The sequence below is a fragment of the Micromonospora sp. A3M-1-15 genome (genome assembly GCF_024213425.1).
GTDB classification, from domain to species: Bacteria; Actinomycetota; Actinomycetes; order Mycobacteriales; family Micromonosporaceae; genus Micromonospora; species Micromonospora chersina.
This window is the reverse complement of record NZ_JANAVK010000002.1, coordinates 11,815-34,829: the sequence shown is the minus strand read 5'-3', so window position 1 is coordinate 34,829 and position 23,015 is coordinate 11,815. Positions and strand designations below refer to the sequence as shown.

Annotated in this window: 19 protein-coding genes, 1 tRNA gene and 1 pseudogene; 9 read left to right on the top strand and 12 right to left on the bottom strand. The window is 73.6% G+C overall.

Translation table 11 applies throughout. The features are described 5' to 3' along the window. Positions 1-27 precede the first annotated feature (27 nt). From NLX85_RS09850 to NLX85_RS09840, 3 genes are read left to right on the top strand one after another with little or no spacing between them, the layout of a single operon-like run. Positions 28-522, top strand: a complete 495-nt coding sequence (locus tag NLX85_RS09850; RefSeq protein WP_374628085.1) for a hypothetical protein — start codon at positions 28-30, stop codon at positions 520-522. 48 nt (positions 523-570) lie between these two features. Continuing rightward, positions 571-2,718 carry an NACHT domain-containing protein gene (locus tag NLX85_RS09845; RefSeq protein ID WP_254333811.1) on the top strand — a complete coding sequence of 716 codons (2,148 nt, stop codon included), beginning with the start codon at positions 571-573 and terminating at the stop codon, positions 2,716-2,718. Positions 2,719-2,752: 34 nt separating this feature from the next. Next, a complete protein-coding gene (locus NLX85_RS09840) occupies positions 2,753-3,355 on the top strand; it encodes an HD domain-containing protein (protein WP_254333809.1) in 603 nt (200 codons plus the stop codon). A gap of 110 nt (positions 3,356-3,465) precedes the next feature. Here NLX85_RS09840 and NLX85_RS09835 read toward each other — a convergent pair. Beyond that, positions 3,466-3,552 (bottom strand) — tRNA-Ser (locus NLX85_RS09835). Between the two features lie 75 nt (positions 3,553-3,627). Between NLX85_RS09835 and deoD the strand changes: the two genes are divergently transcribed. From deoD to NLX85_RS09820, 3 genes are all read left to right on the top strand, one after another. Further along, positions 3,628-4,335 carry a purine-nucleoside phosphorylase gene (gene deoD / locus NLX85_RS09830; protein WP_254333807.1) on the top strand — a complete coding sequence of 236 codons (708 nt, stop codon included), beginning with the start codon at positions 3,628-3,630 and terminating at the stop codon, positions 4,333-4,335. A gap of 110 nt (positions 4,336-4,445) precedes the next feature. Further along, positions 4,446-5,084 carry a TetR/AcrR family transcriptional regulator gene (locus NLX85_RS09825; protein WP_254333805.1) on the top strand — a complete coding sequence of 213 codons (639 nt, stop codon included), beginning with the start codon at positions 4,446-4,448 and terminating at the stop codon, positions 5,082-5,084. After that, positions 5,081-5,524, top strand: a complete 444-nt coding sequence (locus tag NLX85_RS09820) for a thioesterase family protein (RefSeq protein WP_254333803.1) — start codon at positions 5,081-5,083, stop codon at positions 5,522-5,524. The genes NLX85_RS09825 and NLX85_RS09820 overlap by 4 nt, the downstream gene beginning before the upstream one ends. 9 nt (positions 5,525-5,533) lie before the next feature. On the opposite strand, the gene NLX85_RS09815 is transcribed toward NLX85_RS09820, so the two are convergent. From NLX85_RS09815 to NLX85_RS09800, 4 genes are all read right to left on the bottom strand, one after another. Continuing rightward, positions 5,534-5,983 (bottom strand): nucleoside deaminase, encoded by a 450-nt coding sequence (locus NLX85_RS09815; RefSeq protein WP_254335492.1) that lies wholly within the window; start codon positions 5,981-5,983, stop codon positions 5,534-5,536. 178 nt (positions 5,984-6,161) lie between these two features. After that, positions 6,162-6,689, bottom strand: coding sequence for a tRNA adenosine deaminase-associated protein (locus NLX85_RS09810; RefSeq protein ID WP_148431752.1), 528 nt, complete (start codon positions 6,687-6,689; stop codon positions 6,162-6,164). Between the two features lie 119 nt (positions 6,690-6,808). Continuing rightward, a complete protein-coding gene (locus NLX85_RS09805) occupies positions 6,809-6,979 on the bottom strand; it encodes a hypothetical protein (RefSeq protein ID WP_254333801.1) in 171 nt (56 codons plus the stop codon). A 72-nt stretch (positions 6,980-7,051) separates the two neighbouring features. Continuing rightward, positions 7,052-7,348, bottom strand: coding sequence for a hypothetical protein (locus NLX85_RS09800; RefSeq protein WP_254335490.1), 297 nt, complete (start codon positions 7,346-7,348; stop codon positions 7,052-7,054). A 209-nt stretch (positions 7,349-7,557) separates the two neighbouring features. Between NLX85_RS09800 and NLX85_RS09795 the strand changes: the two genes are divergently transcribed. Beyond that, positions 7,558-8,319: a M23 family metallopeptidase gene (locus NLX85_RS09795; RefSeq protein ID WP_254333800.1), complete on the top strand. Its 762-nt coding sequence runs from the start codon at positions 7,558-7,560 to the stop codon at positions 8,317-8,319. A 69-nt stretch (positions 8,320-8,388) separates the two neighbouring features. After that, complete coding sequence (locus tag NLX85_RS09790) at positions 8,389-9,459, top strand: PHP domain-containing protein (protein ID WP_254333798.1); 1,071 nt, start codon at positions 8,389-8,391, stop codon at positions 9,457-9,459. Here the strand turns inward: NLX85_RS09790 and NLX85_RS09785 are convergent. Then, positions 9,342-10,488 (bottom strand): annotated as a pseudogene (locus NLX85_RS09785) (DMT family transporter); the annotation flags it as partial. The gene NLX85_RS09790 and the pseudogene NLX85_RS09785 sit on opposite strands and share 118 nt — an antisense overlap. A gap of 152 nt (positions 10,489-10,640) precedes the next feature. On the opposite strand from NLX85_RS09785, the gene NLX85_RS09780 reads away from it, so the two are divergent. Then, a complete protein-coding gene (locus NLX85_RS09780; RefSeq protein ID WP_254333794.1) occupies positions 10,641-12,311 on the top strand; it encodes a DUF885 domain-containing protein in 1,671 nt (556 codons plus the stop codon). A gap of 63 nt (positions 12,312-12,374) precedes the next feature. Here the strand turns inward: NLX85_RS09780 and NLX85_RS09775 are convergent, their stop codons facing one another. The 6 genes from NLX85_RS09775 to NLX85_RS09750 all read right to left on the bottom strand — a co-directional run bounded on the left by NLX85_RS09775 (position 12,375) and on the right by NLX85_RS09750 (position 22,920). Next, on the bottom strand, positions 12,375-13,841 hold the full coding sequence (locus NLX85_RS09775) for a DUF6114 domain-containing protein (protein ID WP_254333787.1): 1,467 nt from the start codon (positions 13,839-13,841) through the stop codon (positions 12,375-12,377). A gap of 79 nt (positions 13,842-13,920) precedes the next feature. Then, positions 13,921-14,553 (bottom strand): DUF6230 family protein, encoded by a 633-nt coding sequence (locus NLX85_RS09770; RefSeq protein ID WP_254333785.1) that lies wholly within the window; start codon positions 14,551-14,553, stop codon positions 13,921-13,923. Between the two features lie 350 nt (positions 14,554-14,903). After that, on the bottom strand, positions 14,904-16,079 hold the full coding sequence (locus tag NLX85_RS09765; RefSeq protein ID WP_254333783.1) for a DUF3068 domain-containing protein: 1,176 nt from the start codon (positions 16,077-16,079) through the stop codon (positions 14,904-14,906). A 69-nt stretch (positions 16,080-16,148) separates the two neighbouring features. Next, positions 16,149-16,997, bottom strand: coding sequence for a bifunctional 2-polyprenyl-6-hydroxyphenol methylase/3-demethylubiquinol 3-O-methyltransferase UbiG (locus NLX85_RS09760; protein ID WP_254333781.1), 849 nt, complete (start codon positions 16,995-16,997; stop codon positions 16,149-16,151). Further along, positions 16,994-21,262 carry an alpha-(1->3)-arabinofuranosyltransferase gene (locus NLX85_RS09755; protein ID WP_254333779.1) on the bottom strand — a complete coding sequence of 1,423 codons (4,269 nt, stop codon included), beginning with the start codon at positions 21,260-21,262 and terminating at the stop codon, positions 16,994-16,996. The genes NLX85_RS09760 and NLX85_RS09755 overlap by 4 nt, the downstream gene beginning before the upstream one ends. Then, positions 21,259-22,920: a substrate-binding and VWA domain-containing protein gene (locus NLX85_RS09750; protein ID WP_254333771.1), complete on the bottom strand. Its 1,662-nt coding sequence runs from the start codon at positions 22,918-22,920 to the stop codon at positions 21,259-21,261. The genes NLX85_RS09755 and NLX85_RS09750 overlap by 4 nt, the downstream gene beginning before the upstream one ends. Between the last annotated feature and the right edge of the window lie 95 nt (positions 22,921-23,015).

Below are 23,015 nucleotides of genomic sequence, written 5' to 3'. Positions count from 1 at the left end.
CGACAATTCGGATTCATCGCCGCGCTGATGGCGGCCGCCTCGATCGCCGGCAGCGGCGTCCGTCCACAGGGGCCGGACGTGCCGGCCCGGCCGGTCGGGGCCGCCGAGGTGGTCAGCCTCGACGGGCTCGGCAACGCCGAGTTCGGCGCCACCGAGGAGGACCTGGCCCGGCGCGGCGTGCTGCGCACCGACGAGGACGCGTGCGGGCCCACGCTGGCCGGCCACGGCTCGGTCAGCCCGATCTTCGTCGACGACCGGCTCGTCCTGCTCTGGCTCGACGACCCGATGAGCACACCCGAGGGGATCACCGTCGGCACGCCTGTCGACGCGGTGCACGCCGCGTACCCGTCGGTGGTCGACCTCGACGCTCCACAGGAGATGCACCGGTTCGACGGGCTGCTGGCCCGCAGCGGCGACCGCGCGTACCTCTTCCTGCACGACGGCAGCACGGTCCGGAAGATCATCGCCGGGTACGCGGACTGGGCCCGCCGCCTCTTCGACGAGGGCTACGGCCCCTGCTGACCGGACCGCGGGTTGTGCGTGCGCCCCTCTGGACGGTAGAGACGACGCATGCGTCGGGTGGTCATGGTCGGCCTGTCGGTGATCGTCGTGGCCCTGCTGGGCGTGGCCACGAACGTCGCCACCGGGGCGCTGCCCGGGCGCTGGTCGCCGTACCTCTGGCTGGCCTGGCCTTTGGTCCTGCTGCTGGTCACGATCCTGGTGGTCATCGAGGTGCAGCGCGGCTGGGAGCCGCGGCGGATCGGGACCGCCGGCACCGTCCGGGCCCGGAAGGTGCTGCTGGAGCGGGTCCGCCGCTACTGGGTGACAAGCGTCCTGGACCGGTCCCTGTACGAGGAGGCGCGGATCGAGCTGGGCATCGCCGCGACCGCCGACGACCGCCGGCACCCGTGGAGCCTGCGGGCCAGCCACCGGGACGGCTTCACCGGCTCGCTGGACGACCGGACCTCGATGTCCGCCCTGTTCGACCAGCTCGACCAGGCGGTGGTCATCGTCGGCGCCCCCGGCGCCGGCAAGACGACCACCCTGCTGGAACTCGCCCGGGACCTGCTCGACCGCGCCGACCACGACCCGGAGGCCCCGATCCCGGCCGTGTTCAACCTGTCCTCCTGGGCCACCCTCCGCAGGCCCCTCGACCAGTGGCTCGTCGAGCAGCTCACCGAGCGGTACGGCATACCGGCCGAACAGGCGGCCGGCTGGGTGGCCGCCGGTGAGGTCCTGCCGCTGCTGGACGGCCTCGACGAGGTGGCCGAGCAGCACCGCGACGCCTGCGCCGAGGCGATCGCCGCGTTCCACGGCCGGCAGCCGCTCACCCCGATCGCCGTCTGCTGCCGGCAGGCGGAGTACGCCCGGCTCCGGTCGGAACTGCCCCTCTACGGCACCGTCGCCATCCAACCGCTGGACCGGTCGCAGATCGCGCGGTACCTCGACCGGCCGGGGCTGGGCGGGCTGCGGGACGCGCTCGACGCCGACCCCGAGCTGTGGAAGCTCGCCGACTCACCGCTGATGCTCAGCATCATGGCGCTGGCGTACGCCGACCCGGCCGGCGCCGGCACCGACCGGGCCCCGGCCGGCTCCGGCCGCGAGCGCCTCTTCACCCGGTACGTCGACACCATGCTGCGCCGCCGGCCGCACCCCGGGTACCCGCCCGAGCGGACCGCCGGCCACCTCGCCACCCTCGCCCGGGTGCTGAGCCTCCGCGAGCAGACGGTCTTCGTGCTGGACATGATCGACGAATCCTGGTCGGCCCGGCACTCGGCTGCGCTGTGGACCTCGACGGCGATCACCCGGCTGCTCAGCTGCACCGCGCTCGCCGCGCTGCTCGGCGCGGCGGGTTGGGCGCTGGGCCCGGTGACCGGCCTGGTGGTCGCCGGTGGCCTGCTCGGGCTGGCCGTGCTCATGTACACGGCCAACTACGACGAACTGTTCGACCTGACCTGGGCCATCCGCGACCGCGACGACCGGCGCCCGGAGAGCTGGGTGGTCGCCTGGACCACGGAGCTCGCGGAGCTGGAACGGTCCGTCCAGGTCTCGGCGCTCGTCGCCGGCACGGCCGTCGGCGGGCTCACCGGCTGGCTCGCGCCCGGCGGGCCGAGCTGGACCACCGGCCTCGGCTACGGCGCCGGGTTCTTCCTCGCCACGGTGGTCGCCCTGGTCGGCCTCGACAGCGCCCAGGTGCTGCTCTACTTCCGGCCCCCGCCGCCCCGCGCCGGCCGCCGCGAGCTGCCGAGCCCGTTGCTGCGGCAGCGGCTGACCGTCATGGCCGGCAACTTCATCGCGCTGGGTGTGGGCGTCGCCGTGCTCGGCTTCGTGCCGGTCGCGCTGGCGCGGGGCGCGACCGAGGCGCTCCGCTTCGCGGCGCTGCTCGGCGGCGGCACGAGCCTCCTGCTGTTCAGCGTGGTCGCGGTCTCCCCGATGGTCGAGCAGGCCCTGGTCCGGCGGCGGCTCGCCCGGGCGGACCTGGTGCCGTACCCGCTGCTGCCGTTCCTCGACCACGCGGTGCAGTGCCTCTTCCTGCGCCAGGTCGGCGACGGCTACATCTTCGTGCACCGGGAACTGCTCGACCACTTCGCCGAGCGCGCCGAGGCCGACATGCCGCTGCTGCGGTTCCGCGCCGCCGCGCGCGCCCGGCGGGAGGGGAGGCGACCGGGTGCCGCGCTGGCACGGCAGGGTCCGGCAGAGCCCACCTCGCCGCGGTGACCGAGGATCGACACGCCGGAACTACGATCCACCCATGCCTGAATCCTCCGGATTGCCGGAACTTCCCCGCACGCCGGCGGCGACGGCGGCGCTGTCCGTGGCCACCCGCTACTGCTCGCCCGCGCTGCTCAACCACTCCATCCGGTCGTACGTGTGGGGGGCGGCGTACGCCGACGCACACGGCATCGCCTTCGACGACGAGCTGTACTACGTCTCCGCGCTCCTGCACGACACCGGGCTCACCGAGCCGTTCGACAGTCACTCGCTTCCGTTCGAGGAGGCCGGCGGGCACCTGGCGTGGGTGTTCGGAGTCGCCGCGGGCTGGCCCGAGGCCCGCGCGGCCCGCGCGGAACACATCATCGTCGCCCACATGCGCGCCGACGTGTCCGCCGCCGAGGACGCCGAGTCCCACCTGCTGCAGGTCGCGACATCCTGGGACGTGGCAGGACAGCGGCCCGAGGAATTCCCCGAGGCCGGTTGGAAGAGCGTGCTCGACCGGTATCCCCGACTCGACTTCGCCACGGAGTTCCTGGGCTGGTTCGAGGACCAGGCGGAACGCAAGCCGTCCACTGCGGCGGCACGGTCGGTGCGATCCGGCGGACGCCTCCGGATCTCCGCGCACCCGCTCGACGCCTGATCGTCCCGGCTCTGCACGACGACAGGGGCGCCTGACCACCGGGGCACGCCGGACAGCGGAACGCCCGGCCGATCCTCACGGATCGACCGGGCGTTCGCGCATCTCACGAGCGGTGGCGGCGGGATTTGAACCCGCGGAGGGCGTAAACCCTCACACGCTTTCGAGGCGTGCTCCTTAGGCCACTCGGACACGCCACCGCCGAGTAGGGTACAGGACCCCGGGTCTGGACGCCGAACCGGTATCCCCCGGCCCGGCCTGGCAGGATCTTTGCCATGAGTACGCACATCGGCGCTGAGCCGGGAGAGATCGCCGAGCGGGTCCTGATGCCGGGCGACCCGCTGCGGGCCAAGTGGATCGCGGAGACCTACCTCGAGGACGCCCGCTGCTACACGACGGTTCGCGGCATGCTGGGCTTCACCGGCCGCTGGAACGGCGTCGAGGTCTCCGTCCAGGGTTCCGGCATGGGCATGCCCTCCGCCTCCATCTACGCCCACGAGCTGATCAAGGAGTACGGCGTGAAGACGCTGATCCGGGTCGGTTCCTGCGGCGCCCTGACCGAGGACCTCCAGCTGCGGGACGTGGTGGCGGCGATCGGCTCGTCCACCGACTCGAACATGAACCGGATGCGGTTCGACGGGCTGATCGACTACGCCCCGGTGGCCGACTTCGGGCTGCTGCGTACCGCGGTCGAGGTGGCCGAGCGGCGCGGCATCACCATGCGGGTCGGCCCGATCCTGGCGGCGGACGCCTTCTACACCGACCGGCCGGACCTCTACGACACCCTCGCCGACTACGGCGTGCTCGCGGTGGAGATGGAGTCGGCGGCGCTCTACACGATCGCGGCCCGCTTCAAGGCCCGCGCGCTGACCGTGCTGACCGTCAGCGACCACATCAAGACCGGCGAGAAGACCACGTCGCAGGAGCGCGAGCAGACCTTCGGCCAGATGGTCGAGATCGCCCTGGACACCGCCATCGCCTGACCGACCCGATCCTCGACCGCCCCGCCACCGCCCGGTGGCGGGGCGGTCGCGTTACCGGGGTCACACAAAAGAATACGACCGGTCGTTCTTATTTCCGTTAGGCTGCCCGCATGACCTCCGACGGCCGCGTCGCCCGCGGCGACCGCACCCGCACCGCGGTGCTGGACACCGCCGTGGCGCTGGCCACCGAGGTCGGCCTGGACGGGCTCTCACTCGCCCAGCTCGCGGACCGCCTCGGCGTCAGCAAGTCCGGCCTCTTCGCGCACTGGCGCTCCAAGGAGGCGCTGCAACTCGCCACCGTCGACCGGGCCGTGGCCCAGTGGGAGGAGCGGATCGCCGCCCCGGCCCTGCGCGCCCCGCGGGGTGTCCGCCGGCTGCGCGCGCTGCACGAGGCCCGGATCGGGTTCTACGCCGCCCGGGTGCTGCCCGGCGGCTGCTTCTTCGCCAACACCGAGTTCGAGTACAACGCCCGCCCCGGCCCGGTCCGGGACCGGCTCGCCGAGGCGTTCGGCCGGTGGACCGTGTTCCTCGAACGCCTCGTCCAGGAGGCCGTCGACCTCGGCGAACTCCCCGCCGACCTGGACGTGCCGCTGCTGGCGTACGAGATCGACGCGCTGGGGATCAGCGCGGCGATGCGGTCCCGGATGCTCGACCCGGACGCCACCTACCGGCACGCCCGCCAGGGCCTGCTGAACCGGCTGCGGGCGCTCTGCCCGGATCCGACCCTGCTACCGGAAGGCCAGCCATGAGCCAGCAGTTCGGGCACGTCGAGCACGTCCCCGTGCACTTCGACGACCTCGACGCCATGGGCATCCTGCACAACGCCCGCTACGCGGTGCTGCTGGAGCGCGCCCTGACGCCCTACTGGGCCGAGCGCGGCGTCGCCTTCAACGGCGACCTGCGGAGCGCCCCCGACGTGTTCCACGCGGTCCGCGAGTTCACCATCACCTACCGGGCCCCGGTCACCGGGGTCGGCCCCGTGGCGGTGCACTTCTGGCTGGAGCACTTCGGCACGAGCAGCGCCCGCTACGCCTTCGAGTTCCGCTCGGTGGACGGCAACGTCCTGCACGCCGACGGCACCCGGTCGATCGTCCGGCTGGACCCGGCCACCCTGCGCCCCACCGCCTGGACCGAGGCCGGCCGCGCCGTCGCCGAGACCCTGCTGCGTCCCGCCCCCCAACCGGCCTGACCGCGTGGGCTAGCGGAAGAAGGCGCGCAGCAACGCGACGCTCTCCGCCTCCCGCACCCCGCCGTACACCTCGGGGCGGTGGGTGAGGCGGCGGTCGCGCAGCACGTCCCACAGCGATCCGACGGCGCCGGTCTTCGGCTCCCACGCGCCGAAGACCACCGTCGAGATCCGGGCCAGCGCGATCGCCCCCGCGCACATGGTGCACGGCTCCAGGGTCACCACCAGGGTGCAGCCCTCCAGCCGCCAGCGGCCCAGCCGCTCGGCGGCCCGGCGCAGCGCCAGCACCTCGGCGTGCGCGGTCGGGTCGCCGGTCAGCTCCCGCTCGTTGCGGCCGATGGCCAGCTCGGCGCCGTCCGGGCCGTAGACGACCGCGCCGACCGGGACGTCCTCGATCGCGTCGGCGCCGTCGGCGGGCACGCTGTCCGGGCCGGTCACCGCGACCTCCAGGGCCCGGCTCATCCACAGCTCGTGCCGCTGCCGGCGGCCCACGCCGTCCAGGTCGGCGAACCCCTCGTCCGCGCCGGGACCGACCCGGGCCGGCCGGCCCGGGGTGGGCTGCCCCGGGCGTACGGTCTCCAGGGCCGGATCGGTGGCGTCGGCGGGCTCCGCCCCGCCGGTCCACGCCGGTCCGGGCGGCTCAGACCTCACGCAGTTCCTCGACCTCGTCGGCGCAGCCGAGCACCTGGCAGATCTCGGCGGTGACGTCGGCCGGCATCATCCCCTCGGAGCCGCTGAGAGCGAGCAGCTTCGGCGCCGGGATGCCCAGGTCGGCGAGGATGTCGGCGTCGCCCACCGGGTCGGCCTCCGGGTCCACGGCCGGCTGCTCGGTCTCCTCGTCGCCACCGGTGGCCGGCCGCGGCTCGTCGGCGTCCTCCAGCCCGGTGACCGAGGTCTTCAGGTCCCCGACCAGCAGCGCGCCCAGCCGGGACTCCTCGGCGTACGCCGAGTCCGAGCCGAAGACCCGCAGGTCCTCCCCCTCGTCCAGACGCAGGATCACGAGGTACGTGTCGTCGGCCTCGACGAAGAGCAGCGAGAGATCGGCGTCCGGCTCGACGTCGCGCAGCCGGTCGGCCACCTCCTCGATGTCGGTGACGCCCCGCAGGCTCACCTCGTCGGCGGTCCAGGCGCCCTCGACGCGCGCCACGGCAGCAGCGAAGTACGACACGGTCCCCCCAAGTTGGCCTCGGCAGCACGCCGACTCGTCACGCGATGCACGTTAACCGGTCGGGTCGGCAGCCGACCGGTCAACGCCCCGAAGGGCCGGCCGTTCCCGGAGAAAGTCGGTCAGCCGGCGATGCGGCGGCGGGTGGCGATCAGCTCGCGCAGACGCTCGCTGCGGGCCCGCTGCGGCCGTACGCGCTGCCGCACGGTGCGGGCACCGGCCAACTCGGCGAGGAGCTGCAGGCGGCGGCGGCTCCGCTCGGGGTCGAGCCGCGGCGGGGTGGTCCAGGCCATACCGCGAGCGTGAACCGTCACCGCGCGTACGTCAAGACGGCCTTCACTACGCAGTGAAACCGGCACGCAGGGTCACCAGAGCGGCCAGTCGCCGCTCTGCGCCCAGCGCACCGCGACGATCGCCGCGGCGATGCTCCAGCCACCCGCCGTGACGATCGCGACCCCGGTGGCCACCCCACGGTCACCGTGCCGGACCAGCACCGCGGCGGCCAGCCAGGCCAGCCCGCCGGCGAAAAACGTCCACCACGCGTAGCCGGGGACATCCCGGCCGAGCAGGCCGAACAGCAGCAGCCAGGCGAAGGCGGTCACCGCGCCGACCGCGACGCCGGCGCCGGTGACCGGGTACGGCTCGCGGTAGCTCGGCCGCATCGGCGCCCCGGACGGGAACAGCCCCGACGGGGTACGCGGCAGCGGCCGCACCGGCCCCACACCGGGCTCACCGGCAACGCCCTGCCAGCCGTTTGTCACCGCTGCCCCCTTCACGGAACGTAGATGTACCGAGGTCACGCAGAGCGACCGTGCGGTACGGACGGGTCTCGGCGTTCGTCCCCACGGTAGTGGTCTGTCAGGATGACCGGATGCGCTCGCCATCGATCGGACGCCGCGCGCGTCCGGCGTACCCGGTCCTGCTGCTCGTGGCGGCGCTGGCCGCCGGGTGCGGCCCGGGCGACCGCCCCACCTCGGCGCCGGGCAACTCCTGGCAGGGTCCGAGCGCGCTGGCCACCGGGGCGCGGCCGACCGCGCCGGCCGGCCCCACGGCGTCGCCGGCCCCGCCCGCGCCGGCCCCGTCGGCGAGCCGCGCCGACCTGCGGCACGTCTTCCCGGTCCGCGCCGGCAACGTCGACTACCACCCGACCCACTCGGCGTACCCGGGGACGGACATCTTCGCCGACTGCGGCGAGCCGGTGGTGGCGGTGACCGACGGGGTGATCCTCGAGGTGAGCCGGGTCGACCGGTTCAGCAAGCGGGGGCCACTCGGCCCGTACAACGGCGGGTTGTCGGTCTCGCTGCTCGGCGACGACGGGGTCCGCTACTACGGGTCGCACCTGAGCGCGATCGCCACCGGCGTCGACGCCGGGGTCCGCGTGCGGGCCGGGCAGCAACTCGGCAAGGTGGGCCGCACCGGGAACGCCAACAACGTCTGCCACCTGCACTTCGGGCTCTCCCCGAAGTGCACGGGTCACGACGACTGGTGGATCCGGCGCGGCGTGGTCTGGCCGGCGAAGTACCTCGACTCGTGGCGCAGGCGGGGCAACCGCGCGCCCGCCGCCGAGGTGACCGCCTGGCAGCGCCGGCACGGCTGCCCGAAGGCACCGAGCGACTCCGCCGCGGCCGGCTGACGGCCGTCCACTCCCGACACCCCGGGCGACACCGCGCGGCGGGCCGCACGGGCGCGTAGGTTGCAGGGCATGACTGCCCGGGACCCCATCGCCGACCTGCGGCGGATCGCGTTCCTGCTGGAGCGGGCGAACGAGGCCACCTACCGGGTACGGGCGTTCCGGTCCGCGGCCAAGGCGCTCGCCGCCCTGCCGGCCGGCGAGGTGGCCGAGCGGGCCCGCACCGGCAAGCTCACCGAGCTGTCCGGGGTCGGCGACGTCACGGCCCGCTGCGTCGCCGAGTCGCTGGCCGGCGAGGAGCCGGTCTACCTGCGCCGGCTGGTCGCCACCGAGGGCACCGACCTCGACGAGGCCGCGGCGAAGCTGCGGGACGCGCTGCGCGGCGACTGCCACACCCACTCGGACTGGTCCGACGGCGGCTCACCGATCGAGGAGATGGCCCTGGCGGCGGTCGAGCTGGGCCACGAGTACGTGGTGCTCACCGACCACTCGCCCCGCCTCACCGTGGCCCGGGGGCTCACCGCGGACCGGCTGCGCAAGCAGCTCGACCACGTGGCCGCGGTGAACGAGGCGCTGCCGAAGGGCTTCCGCATCCTCACCGGCATCGAGGTGGACATCCTCGCCGACGGGTCGCTGGACCAGGACGAGGAGCTGCTGGCCCGGCTCGACGTGGTGGTCGGTTCGGTGCACAGCGGCCTCAACGACGACCGCGCGAAGATGACCCGCCGGATGCTCGCCGCGATCGCCAACCCGCACCTGGACATCCTCGGCCACTGCACCGGGCGGATGGTCTCCTCCCGGCCGGCCGGGGTGACCGGTCCGGGTGACCGGGGGCACCGGGCGCGCACCCGCAAGGAGAGCGACTTCGACGCGGACGCGGTCTTCGCGGCCTGCGCGGAGCACGACGTGGCCGTCGAGATCAACTCCCGGCCGGAGCGGCAGGACCCTCCGAAGCGGCTGATCCGCCGCGCCCTGGAGGCCGGCTGCAAGTTCGCCGTCAACACCGACGCGCACGCCCCTGGCCAGCTCGACTGGCAGCGCTTCGGCTGCGAGCGGGCCGCGCTCTGCGGCGTGCCGGCGAGCCGGGTGGTAAACACCTGGAAGGCCGACCGCCTGGTGAAGTGGACGGCCGGCCGCGGCTGAACCGCCGTGGTGGCGGCATCCGGGACGCCGGACCCCGCCACCTCGCCGGTGCGGCGGTCAGCGGCCGGCCGGCACCGCCGGACGGGTGGCGACGGCGGGGACGGACGCGGGCCGGCGCCGGCCGAGCATCCCCTGTGCGACGGCCACACCGAGCAGCACGACCAGGGCGCCCACCGGCTGGTGCCAGTTCATCCGCTCGCCGAGCACCACCGCGCCGACCAGCACCGCGAACACCGGGATCAGGTAGGTGACCGTGGAGGCCGTGCTCGCCCCGGCCATCCGGATGTTGCGCAGGTTGATCACGAAGGCCAGCCCGGTGCCGAGCGCGCCGAGCGCCAGCACGGAGGCGACCACCTTCGCGGAGAGCCCGGTGGGCACCGGCGGCGCGCCCGCCACCAGCGGCGCGACCAGCGCGAGCTGCGCGGTCGCCACCAGCAGCTGGGCCGCCGACAGCGACAGGCCGGAGTACGAACTGCCCGCGATGAACTTCTTCTGGTACGGGATGGCCACCCCGTAGCAGGCCGCCGCCCCGAGGCACATGAGCTGGCCGGTGAAGTGCGACCCGCCCACGCCCTCCCAGACGCCGAGCACCACGAGCACGCCGGCGAAACCCAGCGCCAGCCCGATCGCGCGCCGCACGGTCAGCCGCTCGGTGCGGAACACCAGCACCGCCAGCGGCAGCACGATCAGCGGCGTGGTGGCGTTCCAGATGCCGGCGAGCATCGACTCCACCCGCTGCTCGCCGAAGCCGAACAGGGTGAACGGCAGCGCCACGCCGAAGGCGGCCACCACCACGAGGTGCGCCCAGACCCGGGGCTCGCGGGGCAGCCGGTCGCGCAGCACGGCCAGGACCACCAGCAGCGTCACGGCGCCGGTCGCCACCCGGTAGAGGGTGAGGTGCAGCGGGTGCAGCTCGGCCACCCCCACCTTGATGAAGAGGAAGCTGGAACCCCAGATCATGCCGAGCGCGACGAATCCGGGCAGCCAGCTCCGCAGTGCGGCCCGGTCAGGAGTGGTATCCGCTGTCACCCCTGACACTCTGCCGTAGGGGTACGACGAAGTCCCGCGAAATTCGGACGCCGTGTCGACCGCCACAGCCGCTCGACCACACCGGCCCCCGCTCCTCCGAACACGACGAACTTGGTCGACATCGGGGTGGCACGGTCACGTAGGGTCGCAGCGTGGGACGAATCGATGACCTCGCCAACCGCTACGTGGCCGACTGGGCCCCGCTGAGCCCGACCGGCGCCACCTACGTCGGCATCGCCGGCTACGACGACCAGCTCGACGACCTCTCTCCCGACGGCTACGCGGCCCGCGCCGACCTGACCCGGCGCACCCTCGCCGACCTCGACGTGACCGAGCCGGACACGGAGTCGGAGCGGACCGCCAAGGAGGCGATGCAGGAGCGCCTCGGCCTGGAGTTGGCCCGCTACGAGGCCGGCGAGGCCAGCAGCGAGGTCAACGTGATCGCCAGCGGGCTGCACGACCTGCGGATGGTCTTCGACCTCATGCCGACCGGGAGCGACGACGCCAAGGCGAACGTGGCCGCCCGGCTCAACGGCTTCGCGGGTGCGCTGGAGGGCTACAAGCGCACGCTGCGCGAGGCGGCGGCGGCCGGCCAGGTCAGCTCGCAGGTGCAGCTCGTCGAGGTCGCCAAGCAGTGCGACATCTGGGTCGACCCGAACGGCGACAACTTCTTCCACGGCATGGCCGAGCGGCTCGGCGCCGAGGGCGCGCTCGGCGCGGAGCTGCGCAAGGGCGCGGCCGCCGCGACGGCCGCCACCGCCGAGTTCGGGCAGTTCCTCCGCACCGAACTGGCCCCGAAGGGCCGGCTCAAGCAGGCCGCCGGCCGGGAGCGTTACGAGCTGGCCTCGCAGTACTTCCTCGGCGCCCGGGTCGACCTGGACGAGACGTACACCTGGGGTTTCGCGGAGCTGGCCCGCCTGGAGGGCGAGATGCGCACCGTCGCGGGGCGCATCGCGGGTCCGGGTGCCAGTGTCGATGACGCCGTGCGCGCCCTCGACGCGGACCCGGCCCGGACCATCCAGGGCAAGGAGGCGTTCCGGGACTGGATGCAGGCGCTCGCCGACAAGGCGATCAGCGAGCTGCACGGCACCCACTTCGACATCCCGGAGCAGGTCCGCCGGATCGAGTGCTGCCTCGCGCCCACCAGCGACGGCGCCATCTACTACACGGGGCCGAGCGAGGACTTCTCCCGGCCGGGCCGGATGTGGTGGGCCGTGCCGCAGGGCATCAGCGACTTCTCCACCTGGCGCGAGGTGACCACGGTCTACCACGAGGGCGTGCCGGGTCACCATCTCCAGGTCGCCCAGACCGCCGTCCGGGCCGACCTGCTCAACCGCTGGCAGCGGCTGCTCTGCTGGGTCTCCGGGCACGGTGAGGGCTGGGCGCTCTACTCCGAGCGGCTCATGGACGAGCTGGGCTACCTGGAGGATCCGGGCGACAAGCTCGGCATGCTCGACGGGCAGGCGTTCCGGGCCGCCCGGGTGATCGTCGACATCGGCATGCACCTGGAGCTGGAGATCCCGGCCGACAACCCGTTCGGCTTCCACCCGGGCGAGCGCTGGACGCCGGAGCTGGGCTGGGAGTTCATGCGGGCGCACTGCCGGGTGCCGGACGAGAACCTGCGCTTCGAGCTGAACCGCTACCTGGGCTGGCCGGGGCAGGCGCCCTCGTACAAGGTGGGCGAGCGGATCTGGCTCCAGGCCCGCGAGGAGGCGAAGGCCCGCAAGGGCGCCGAGTTCGACCTCAAGGAGTTCCACCGCCAGGCCCTCGACCTGGGCTCGCTGGGGCTCGACCCGCTGCGCCGGGCGCTGGCCCGGCTCTGAGCGACGACGACGGCCGGGAGTCGGAGGGGATCCTCCGGCTCCCGGCCGTTTCGTCCACCCGCCTCAGGCGAGGTCGAGCCGGAGCGACGGCCTCGCGGTGAGCGTGCGGCTGTCCACGAACGCCAGGTCCATCGCCGGGTCGGTGAAGCTGATCGGGATCGGTGAGGTGATCGGCAGGCCGTCGGGGAACGGCAGGTCCGGGGTGAGCGTGATCTTGATGCCGAGCAGGCGTCCGGCGAAGCGGGTGGCGTAGAAGGAGACATCGCCCTCGACGGTGAGCCGGTCGGTGACGTACCGCTGGGCCTTGCCCGCCGGGCCGGTGGCGAGGAGGGCGAAGTCCTCCGTCACCGCCTTGTCCATGGTGAACTTCAGGCACCTGAGCGTGCCGTTCCGGGTGGGCAGCTCGACGATCCCCTCGAACCGCAGCCCGGTCATGGTGACCTTCGAGCCGGTCAGCTTCGACGGCTGCTCGGCAACCTTCGGCTGCCCCGGCTCGGGGGCGATCTTCGGCATCATCTCGCCCTCCTCCACCTTGCGGGGCGGGCTCGGCTTCGCCGGGGGGCAGGTGGGAGTGGCGCCACCCGACCGGGTCGGGGTCGGGGTCGCCGGGGCCGGGACGCCGGGCGTCCCGACCGCTCCGGCGCTCGGGCTGGGACTCGCCGACGGCGACGCGGCCCGCTCACCGCCGGTGAAGAGGTCCCCGATGCCGTCCAGGATGTCCGTGAGGATGTTGCCGTCCGGGCTGGGCTCCGCCGACGGACTCGGGCTGGCCGTCGGCGTGGGGGTGGCGCGGCTGGGCGAGGGGGACGGGGTGCCGGCCGGCACCGCCGGTTTCGGGCAGGTGATCGGCGCCGTGGCGGGCGCGGCCGCCCGTACCGGCTGGGGGTGGGCGGCCACCAGCGCCGTGGCGGAGAGGCCGAGCACCACCAGCGCCACCGCGAAGTACCGGGAATCGCGGGAGGTGCCGGGCGATCCCGTCGGCGACGTCTCGTCACGCTGCTGTGGCACGCGCCCGTCGGTCGGCACCGGCTCGGCCACCGGCGGCTGGTCGTCGGATCCGACGGCGCTCCCCCCGTCCGGCGACACCTCGGCGGCCGGCTCGCCGTCGGCGGGACCGGCGGTGGGGTCGCCGGCGGGCCGGGAGGTCGGGGTCCAGGCGAAGGCGAGGGCGCTGCCGATGATGCCGAGCAGCAGGCCGAGGAAGAAGCCGCCGAGGTTGAGCCCCATCAGCGAGTAGATCGTGGTGACCACCGCGACGATCGAGTAGAACAGCCGCTGCCCCGGGCTGAACCAGAGCAGCAGCCCGCAGCTGAGCAGGATGACCGGGATCAGCAGCGAGTAGAGCCCGGTGGATCCGCTGTGAAAGCTCAAGCCGTTGAGGGTCATCTTGGTGGAGGCGAACATCTCCACCCCGGCCAGCGCGGTGAGCAGGCCGCCCCAGAACGGCCGGGTCCGTCGCCAGCTCTGGAAGCCCCGCCACACCCGGCCGGCACCACCGGCGCGGACGTGTTGCGGATCAGCGTTCGTCACGTACTCCTCCTGGCGGAGCGGAAAACGAGGGACGGGAACGGGCCTGCGGCGGTCGTCCGCCGCAGGCCTGCGGTTCCGCTCAGAAGCATTCCTTGCCCTTGGCCGCGTCCCCGACGTTGACCTTGAGGCGCAGGCCCACCAGGTTGAAGGTGGAGGCGGTGGTGTAGCGGGAGACCTGTTCGAGGTTGGTGATGGTGACCTTCTCGGCGTTCTGCCCGAACGAGCCGGCGCGTGCCGTCGGGTTCAGGTCGGACGCGTCCCGGCCGATCTTGATGTCGCCGAAGGTCGCGTTGCCGTCCAGGCTGTCCATCGCGATCATCAGGTCCTTGGCCTTGGCCGGGTCCTTGCCGTCACCGGCGTTGATGGTGAGCACCACCGGCAGCCCCGGCAGGTCGGCACGGACCGACTGGCAGAGCTTGTAGAGGTCGGCGCTGGTGATCTCGGCGAGGGCGACCGGGTGGACGGTGCCGTCCTTCTCCCGGACGATGCCGCCGTACTGCTTGAAGCCGTCACCCTCCAGCCGGTCGGCACTGATCTTGAAGGTCTGGCCGGAGACGGTGATGTCGGACGCGATCGCACCGGTCGACATGCCGAACAGGATGGCGCCGGCGGCTGCGGTCGCGGGAACCATCATCGCGGCGAAGCGCCGCCACCTGGTACGTCCCGGGTTGTCGATCTGCACAGATTCCTCCTCGGTGGGGCGGGCGCTCATCGGGGTGGCTGGTCGACCGGTCGCGCCCCGGGGGGTGGGCTGAGGCGACTGTTACCAGCGGGTAACGAACGCGCGTCTGATGGTGCACCGACAGAGGTCTGCGTCACAAGGGGCGATACTACTCACAGGTAACTCCGGCGCCGGCGAGTCGCCTCCGCGCTCACCGTCGGTGCCGGAAAGGACCGGCCGGCAGCGGGGAGAAGCCCGCGAATCGGGCGCGAGCGTCGGCATTCGTCACCGTCCGCGTTCAAACCATCGACCCATTACGATTCAATAACGGGCGCTCAGCGTGACGGCACGACGACGGGGGCGGGCCGACCACCGGTCGACCCGCCCCCGCATGCCCTACGTCAGCGCTTCTCGGCCTCGTCGTCCACGGCGGGACGCTGGGCCGGCACCGTCGACTCCTCGTCGGTGCGCCAGTTCGTCGACGCCGGCGGGATCTCGTCGCTCAACGGACCACCCTGCCGATCGGCCTCGACCTGCTCGTCAGTCGCCGGGTCCGCGCCCCGGACCGGCTCCTCGACTCGGGTCGGGGCGTCCGCCCGGTGCCGCGCATCGGCGGCAACGGCTGCCGATGCCCGACGACCCACCAACACGCCACCGACCAGCAGCGCCAGGCCCAGCACGACCAGCCCGATCGGGGCGTAGACGCTCAGCAGTCGGAGGCTGTCCCGGCTGTCCTTGGCCCGGTCCGCCGACGCGGTGATGGTCGCGTCGTTGTACGCGAAGTCCGCGTTCAACAGCGTGGTCGGCGCGCCCACGTTGGGGGTCAGCACCTTCTTCTGCACCTCGCGCACCTTGATGAACGACCCGGTCACCGGGTCCACCCAGACCGTCCGCTGGTTGCTGTAGACGACCTTGCCGTCGGTCGCGCCCGGCGCGAACGTGGCCAGCAGCGGGGTGAGCCGGTCCGCGCCGAGGTTCAGCGGCTCGTCCGTGATCACCTGCTCGAACCGGTAGGTCTCGATGCCCTTGATGTTCTCCGTACCGGCGAACTTCGCGTCCCGGACGGCCCGCAGGTCACGGTCGAAGATCTGGTAGTCCTTCTTCTCCGTGTTGAACGGGAACTTGTAGATCTGGCCGGCGAACTTGATCCCCTTGTCCTGCTCGCCGGTGTCGTCGAGCCACTGGCCGTTCCACTCCTGCGCCGCGCCGGAGACCCGGTCCAGGGCCAACTGGGCGCCGTAGGCGCTGACCAGCTGGTTGTTGTCGACCCGTTCCACGGTCTGGCCGACCTGCCACACCACGGCCTTGCCGTCGAGGTCTCCGGTCAGGTCCGCCGTCTCCTTGGCGAGCGGGGTGACCAGGACCGTGGACTTGAGAGTACCGTTGTTGATCTTGATGGACCCGTCGTTGATCTGGAGGAACTCCGCGTTGGTGGCCTCCGCCACGGAGGTCGAGGGATCCAGGTCGTAGGGGAGCTTGGCCAGCGCAGGGGTCACGACGAACACCAACCCGGCGGCCAGCGCCAGGAGCAGTCCGCCAACCCCGAACAGCACGGCACCGATGGCGCGGTGCTTCATTTTTCCTCCCTGGAGGAGCTCAGTTTCGTCGATGTAGATCAGCGAGATGGCCGCGAGGTTACTACCTGGTCACATCGCGACGCGACCCCCGGTCAGTCGCACTTTCCCCGCCGCAGCCGGTGAATCGCCGGTACCTACGGATGCCTGCCCGAGCCCGTCCGGCCTCCCACCGGTGCGCCGGAGCACGAGCAGGAAGTTCCACGAGCCGATCTCGCGGGCTCCGGGGACCCGCACGATCCAGCGGCCCCACCAGGGGTGATAGCGGGGCAGCGCGTCAACGACCTCGACCTCGCCGTTCCCCCGGGTCCAGCGCAGCGCGTCGGAGATGGAAACCGGGAAGAGGGTCTCCCGGAAGCGGTTCTTCGGCGGACGACCCATCCGCCGGTGATAGCGCCGTCGGGCCCGCTCCCCGCCCAGGTAGTGCCAGGGCGCGGTCTCGTGCCCACCCCAGGGGGACAGCCACGGGGTGAACGAGACGAAGAGGATGCCGCCCGGCCGGGTCACGCGGGCCATCTCGTCCAGCATCCGGTGCGGCTCCGAGACGTGTTCCAGCACGTTCGACGAGAAGCAGACGTCGACGCTGCCGGTGCGCACCGGCAGCGCGGTGCCACTGCCGCGCAGCATGCCGGCGGCGGAACCGGCCGCGGAGAAGTCGCCGACGTCCGGGTCGAGACCGACATAGTGCGCGCCGGCCGCGCGGAAGGCCTGCGCGAAGTAGCCCGGGCCACCGCCCACGTCGAGCACTGTCCGCCCGGCCAGCGGGGTGTAGCCGGAGACCTGCCGCACCGAGTCGTCGGCCAGCAGGCCGTAGAAGTGGTCGGGGTCGGTCTGCTCGACCAGGAACGCCCGGAACAGGGCCACCGAACGGCCCAGGGTGGCGAACCGGCGGCGGGCCGCCCGTTCCTGCTCAGCCGTCATCGCACTTCCGTCCCGTCCTTGTCCTCGCCGGCGACCGGCGGGTCGCCCGTCCCCTGTGCTGTCACCCGCGCCGGCGCGCCGGGGACCGGCACCACCGCCGCCACCACCGCGCCGATCGCCACGAGCATCGCCGCCTGCACCCACGTGCCGTACGCCCATTCCTGGCCGTGGCCCCGGAGCCGGCCTGCCACCGCGGTGACCGTCGCCAGGGCCAGGCCGCCGAAGACCACCACCGGCAACGCGCGACGGGCGAGCTGGCGCAGCAGCATCGCGGCGAGCACGATCGCCACCGGCAGCACCCCGCCCAGCGCGGCGAGCAGCACCACCAGCAACGTGCCGATCAGCCAGGGCGCACCCTCGGCCGGCGCCTGCTCCCCGCCCGCGGTCCTCCGGCGCACCGGCCAGGCGGCCAGCAGCACCACGACGAGCACGCTCAGCGCACCCGCGGCCAGCCCGCCACGGTAGGCGCGGTCCGGGGCGAAACTCAGGCGCACCTCACCGCCCGCGCCGGCCGGCAGCACCCACGCCTGCTGCCACCCGTCGACCCGCGTCTTCGGCAGCGTCCGTCCATCCATCGTGGCCGTCCAACCGGCGTTCGCGTTCTCCGGTACGACGAGCAGCGCGCCCTCCCCGGCCCCCACCCTCACCCGGCGGTCGGCCGGCGCCCAGTCCAGCACCGAGACGTCCCGGTGCCGGGGTACGGCGGCCGCGGCCCCGGCCGGGCGCAGCGTGACGTCCTGCGCCACGAAGCCGCGCGACGGGGATGTGGCCAGGCGGTGCGCGCCGGCCGGCAGGTCCACCACCGCGCCGGTCTCCCCGCACAGGGTCACCGCCATCGGCGTGCCGGCGACGGCGTCGCGCAGGGTGCCGGCGACCGCCGTGTCGTACCGGAAGCCGTCGAGTTCGACGGCGGGACCCGCACCGCACGGCGCGGCGATCCGGGTGTCTGCGGGCAGCGGCCGCAGCAGGCCGTCCAGGCCCGGGACCTCGACCTCGGCGATGCCGACGGTCGCGGTCCAGCCGTTGCCGCGCCGGTCCCCCACCCGGTCGACGGCCTCCCGCACGCTGATCTCCAGTCGGTCGGTGCGCACCGCGGCCAGGCGGACCGAACCGTCGGCGTCGACCGGCACCAGCTGGGCCCGGCCGCCCGCGCGCACCTCGACACGCTTGGGCAGGGAGCCCACGGGCAGGTCCGCCGGGCGCAGCCGCAACTGGTCGATCCGGCGCTTTCCGTGCCAGCTCAGGGTGATCGTCGGACGCAGGTCACCGATGTCGGCGAGCCAGGCGGTGCCGGGGTCGCCGTCGACGGCTGCCCACGGCGCCACCGCCGCGTCCCCGGCCAGGTACGACGAGGCTTCCGCGGTGACCGGCGCCCCGGCGAGGGCCAGCACGCCCCCGGGGCGCGCCACGGCGGTGACGGTCAACCGGTACTGGCCCGGCGCGGCGCTGCGGAACAGCCTGTCCACGCCGAGCGGCTCCTCGCCGACCCGGGCCAGGAAGCGGTCGCACCGGACGACCGTGCCCGCCGCCCGGATCCCCGGGCCGGCCGTCATGGCGCCGGAGCCCGTGGTCGATTCGGCGGGCGGGACCGCGTCGGAGCCGGGAGCGGCCGCCGGGAAGCACGCGGGCCGGCTCGCCGAACCCCGGCTGAACGACCAGGAGACCGGGCCGGTGCGGGCGGGCAGGTCGGTGGGGACGCGCAGGGCCCGGTGGGGCGTGGTGCCCGGAACCGAGAGCTCCCGGATGCCCACCCCGCCGTCGAGCCGACCGCCGGCCACCGCGAGCACGGTGACCCGGATCGTGCTGGTGACCCCGGGCAGGGTGTAGTACGTCTGGGCGCCCAGCCCCCCGGCGACGTCGTGGTCGACCGAACCCCGGTCGGTGCTGATACGGAACCGGGTGACCGGCCAACCGACCCCGAGGTCATCGACGAAGGACAGCGAGACCTGTCCCACCTGGCGCGGCGTGTCCAGGTCCAGTTGGAGCCACTGCCCCACCGGTCCGGAGAGCGGCGCGGAGTGCCAGGAGGTGCCCGCGTCGCCGTCCACGGCGGCGAACGGCAGGTACGACGGGTCGGCGGCGGCCAGGTTGTCCACGAAGCTGGCCGCCGTGGAGGCGGTCACGTCGCGGACCCCCTGGTACGTTGCGACCGTCTGGTGTTTCTGGCCGGAGAACGGCAGCAGGTCGAGGGCGACGCGCCCCTGCCGTCCGGCCTCCGTCGCGGTCAGCGTCTGGCTGAGGTTGTCCCGGACCCGGCCGATGTCCCGTTCCCGCCGGCGCAGCCCGTCGGTGACGATCCACGGCCCGTCGGCCGCGTCCGACCCGCTGTCGACCCGGTCGCCGGCCAGCACCACCGGCTGGTCCTGTCGGACCAGGCCCTGTTCGAGCAGTGGCAGCAGCGACTCCGGGCCGCCGCTGACCGTCGGCACGTCGGCGGTGAGCACCGCGGAGGCCGCCGGCACGGATCGCTGGACCTCGTACACCTCGATCGCCGGCAACGGGCCGGCGCCGTCGTCCACCGGGCTGCCGGGCGTCCGGCCGACCGCGCCGGTCGTGCCGAAGGTGGCCACCCGCGCGATGCCGGGCGATCCGTTCAGCGCCCGGCGCAGCACCGCCACCGGCGGGGCATCCACCTGGGTCCGGTCGATGTCGTTACGCAGCAGCAGGTGGCGGAAGCCCGAGCGGGCCAGAAAGTCGGCCAGGCCGGCCGACCCCCGCCCGCCGGACAGCACCGTCTCGACGGTGTCCATCATCCGGGTGTTGCCGGCCGAACCGAGCGGGATCTGGTGCCGCACCGCCCAGGGCGCTCCCGCCAACGACTGCAACGGTTCGTCGACCGTCCGTCCCCAGTCGTACTGGCCGAAGCCGGAGCCGGGCACCACCAGGGTGCGGGCCAGGGCGTCCCGGTCGGCGAGCCAGGTGGCGGCGGCCCGCCAGTGCGGCGGCAGGTCCGACCAGCCGGGGCCGGGGCGCAGCAGCCCCGTCCAGGCCGGCGCGGCCGCCCCGAGCACCAGCAGGAACACCGGTACGAACACCAGCGAGCGCAGCCGCAGCCCGGGGCGACGCCGACGGGCCGCGGTGTGCAGCCGGGTGGCCCAGGCGTCCACGCCGTGGGCGAAGCCGAGCATCAGCGGCAGCCGCAGCACCGGCTCCAGCTTGTGCACGTTGCGGAACGGCGCCAGCGGGCCGTCGAGCAGGTCCCGGACCTGCTCGGAGAGCGGGCTGTCCAGGCTGCCGACGTAACCCATGGTGAGCAGGGTCAGCCCCGCCAGGAAGCCGAGCACCAGGAAGCGGCGCTCGGGAAGCAGGTTGCCGGCCAGCCCGGCCAGGCCGACCAGCGCCACGACCGCGGTCAGCGCCATCAGCACCGGGTGGTCGATCAGCAGCCAGCCCGCCGGCCACCAGGGGTCCCCCTGGACGATGTACGCCACCCACTGGTTGGTGCCGCGTACCGCCTGGAAGAGCGAGGCGACGGCGGTGGTCGTGGTGGACGACTCGATGTAGTCGAGGAACGGCAGGCTGTACTGGCCGAGCAGCAGCAGCGGCACGATCCACCAGAGGCAGACCCCGACCACGCACAGGCACCACCAGCCGACCAGCCGCAGGTGGGCCGCGTCCCACCGCCGGGTGAGCAGCCACACCCCGGGCAGCACCAGGGCAAGCAGCACCACGGCCGCGTTGATGCCACCCATGCCGAGCACCGCCAGCGCGGACAGCGCTGCGGCCCGGCGCGGCGAGCCGATCCGGCGCACCCGGACCAGCGGCAGCAGCACCCACGGCAGCAGTGCGGCGGAGAGGACCTCCGAGGAGAGCGCGCCGATCTCGGTGAGCATCCGGGGCGCGAGCGCGTAGCCGAGGGCGGCCGCGTACCGGGTCGGTTCGGTGCCGATCCGCATCGTCCGAGCCAGCAGCAGCAGGCCGTAGAAGGCGGCGCAGAAGAGCAACGCGCACCAGAGCCGTTGGGTGATCCACGGCGGTACGCCGAGCAGCTGCCCCACCGCGAAGAACGGCCCCATCGGGAAGAGATAGCCGTACGCCTGGTTCTGCAGCTCGCCGGAGGTGGCCTCCGGGTTCCACAGGTGCAGCGCCCGAGCCAGGAAGTGCACGGGGTTCGCCGCCAGGTCGAGCTTGGTGTCGAAGGTGACCTGGCCGGGTCGCTGGGCGAACGAGAGGGCGGTGAGCAGCAGCAGGCAGAGCGCGGTGGCCGGTGCCTCCCGGACCGGTCGGAGCACCCGCGCCAGGGCACGCGACGGCGTCGTGGTCACCGCCGGCACTCCGGCGGCAGGCAGCTCAGGGCGGCCAACGCGGAGAAGAAGATCTGCCGCATACCCTTCGGCTGGTCGGTGCGGAACACCTGGCCGCCGGTCACCTTCGCGATCGCGTTCAGCTCGTCGGGGTCGACGTCCCGGCCCAGGCCGATGAAGAGGATCGGCAGCGGCCGGCGCGGGTCCTGGAGGGCCTTGAGTTCGGCGAGGAACTTCGTCCGGCCGATGCTCTCGGCGTCCTCGTTCCTGCCGTCGGTCATCACCAGCACAAGGTTGATGCGGCCCGGGGTCCAGTGCCGCCGGGCGTCCCGGTACGCGGCCAGCGTGGCGTCGTACAGGCCGGTGCCGCCGTTCGGCTTGACCTTCACCTCGCCCAGCCGCCGGTCCAGCATGGCCCGCTGGGCGCGCAGCGGCCGGACCGGGAGGATCTCCCGGTAGTCGCGATCCCCGTCGACCTTGGTGGAGAAGACCCACACGCCCAGCTCGCTGTTGTCCAGCAGCAGCCCGGCCCCCTCCCGGGCGGCGGCGAGCGTGACGTCGAGCCGGGTGCCGCCGCCGGGCACCCGGACGGCCATCGAACCGGAGATGTCCAGGACCGTGAGGATCCGGGCGCTGCGCTGCACGCCGCTCCACCCGGTGAGCATCTCGGTGACGGTCTCCTCGGCGGGCAGCGGAACCGGGTTGCGCCGGTCCGGGCTGAGCCGGCGGTCACGCGGCATCGCCGGCGGGTAGCCGGCGGCGGTGCGGAAGCCGTACCCGGTCAGCACCTCCCGGGACGGGGTGCTGAGCAGGTCGCTGAGGAAGCCGGCCGCCGCGTCGCGGACCTCGTCGGGGGCGCCGGGCAGCACCGCGTACGGCAGATCCAGATCGGGAACGGCGACCTCGGGATACGCGGCGACCAGCTTGTTCGCACCGGTCAGCGCGTTGTGTTCGAGCACCGCCTGCTCCGTGGTGGCGACCGCGTCCGAGCGGCCGGGCAGCCCCGCGTCCGGGGGCAGCGAGGTCGTGCTGTCGGCCGGACTGAAGGTCCGACCGGCCAGTTTGCGCAGCGTCGCCGCCACCGCGCCGCCCGGGTCGCGCTCCCCGGCGGCCAGCGCCCGGACACCGAGCAGCGCCCCGACCCCGGCCGGATCGACGGCCGGGTCGGGCAGCCCCACCTTCGCCGCGTCGGCCTTCGGGCCGACCAGCGACCGCCAGGTCAGCGGCCCGGCCGGCCAGCCCGACCCGCGGGCCATCGGCTCGGTCACCGCCAGCACCACCGGAGTCATCGCCACCGAGGTGCCCTGCCCGGGCACCTCGAAGGCCCCGGCGGACCGGGCCCGGCGCAGCCAGAACGTGGACTCCGGCAGCCAGGCGTCCGCCACGTCGGCGCCGTTGGCCAGCTCGGTGGCGACCTCGTCGGACTCCCGGGCCTGCACCACCAGCGACACGCACGGCTGCCGGCCGACGGTGGCCCGGGCGATCCGGTCCACCGCCGGGGCGACCACCGGGGCGGCAGCCACCCGCAGGCGTACCCGCTGGAGGCAATCCGGCGTGCTGCGCTCGTCGCGCAGCCAGACGAATCCGCCCCAGCCGATCAGCAGCAGGGCGAGGGCCGCACTGAGCAGCACCACGGGGGAACGACGGGCGAGGATCCGCGCCGGGACGTCGGGCAACACGACCGGCCACCTCCTCGCCATTTCGCCAAGCCGGCAGGCGCCGGCCGCAGGTCACGGGTATCGCGGACCGGCCTGACCGGTTTCGTCACCGGCGG

Coding starts and splice junctions, on each gene's coding strand:
- NLX85_RS09850 (WP_374628085.1), top strand. CDS start 28: ATGGCGGCCGCCTCGATCGCCGGCAGCGGCGTCCGTCCACAGGGGCCG.
- NLX85_RS09845 (WP_254333811.1), top strand. CDS start 571: ATGCGTCGGGTGGTCATGGTCGGCCTGTCGGTGATCGTCGTGGCCCTG.
- NLX85_RS09840 (WP_254333809.1), top strand. CDS start 2,753: ATGCCTGAATCCTCCGGATTGCCGGAACTTCCCCGCACGCCGGCGGCG.
- deoD (WP_254333807.1), top strand. CDS start 3,628: ATGAGTACGCACATCGGCGCTGAGCCGGGAGAGATCGCCGAGCGGGTC.
- NLX85_RS09825 (WP_254333805.1), top strand. CDS start 4,446: ATGACCTCCGACGGCCGCGTCGCCCGCGGCGACCGCACCCGCACCGCG.
- NLX85_RS09820 (WP_254333803.1), top strand. CDS start 5,081: ATGAGCCAGCAGTTCGGGCACGTCGAGCACGTCCCCGTGCACTTCGAC.
- NLX85_RS09815 (WP_254335492.1), bottom strand. CDS start 5,983: ATGAGCCGGGCCCTGGAGGTCGCGGTGACCGGCCCGGACAGCGTGCCC.
- NLX85_RS09805 (WP_254333801.1), bottom strand. CDS start 6,979: ATGGCCTGGACCACCCCGCCGCGGCTCGACCCCGAGCGGAGCCGCCGC.
- NLX85_RS09800 (WP_254335490.1), bottom strand. CDS start 7,348: ATGCGGCCGAGCTACCGCGAGCCGTACCCGGTCACCGGCGCCGGCGTC.
- NLX85_RS09795 (WP_254333800.1), top strand. CDS start 7,558: ATGCGCTCGCCATCGATCGGACGCCGCGCGCGTCCGGCGTACCCGGTC.
- NLX85_RS09790 (WP_254333798.1), top strand. CDS start 8,389: ATGACTGCCCGGGACCCCATCGCCGACCTGCGGCGGATCGCGTTCCTG.
- NLX85_RS09770 (WP_254333785.1), bottom strand. CDS start 14,553: ATGAGCGCCCGCCCCACCGAGGAGGAATCTGTGCAGATCGACAACCCG.
- NLX85_RS09765 (WP_254333783.1), bottom strand. CDS start 16,079: ATGAAGCACCGCGCCATCGGTGCCGTGCTGTTCGGGGTTGGCGGACTG.
- NLX85_RS09760 (WP_254333781.1), bottom strand. CDS start 16,997: ATGACGGCTGAGCAGGAACGGGCGGCCCGCCGCCGGTTCGCCACCCTG.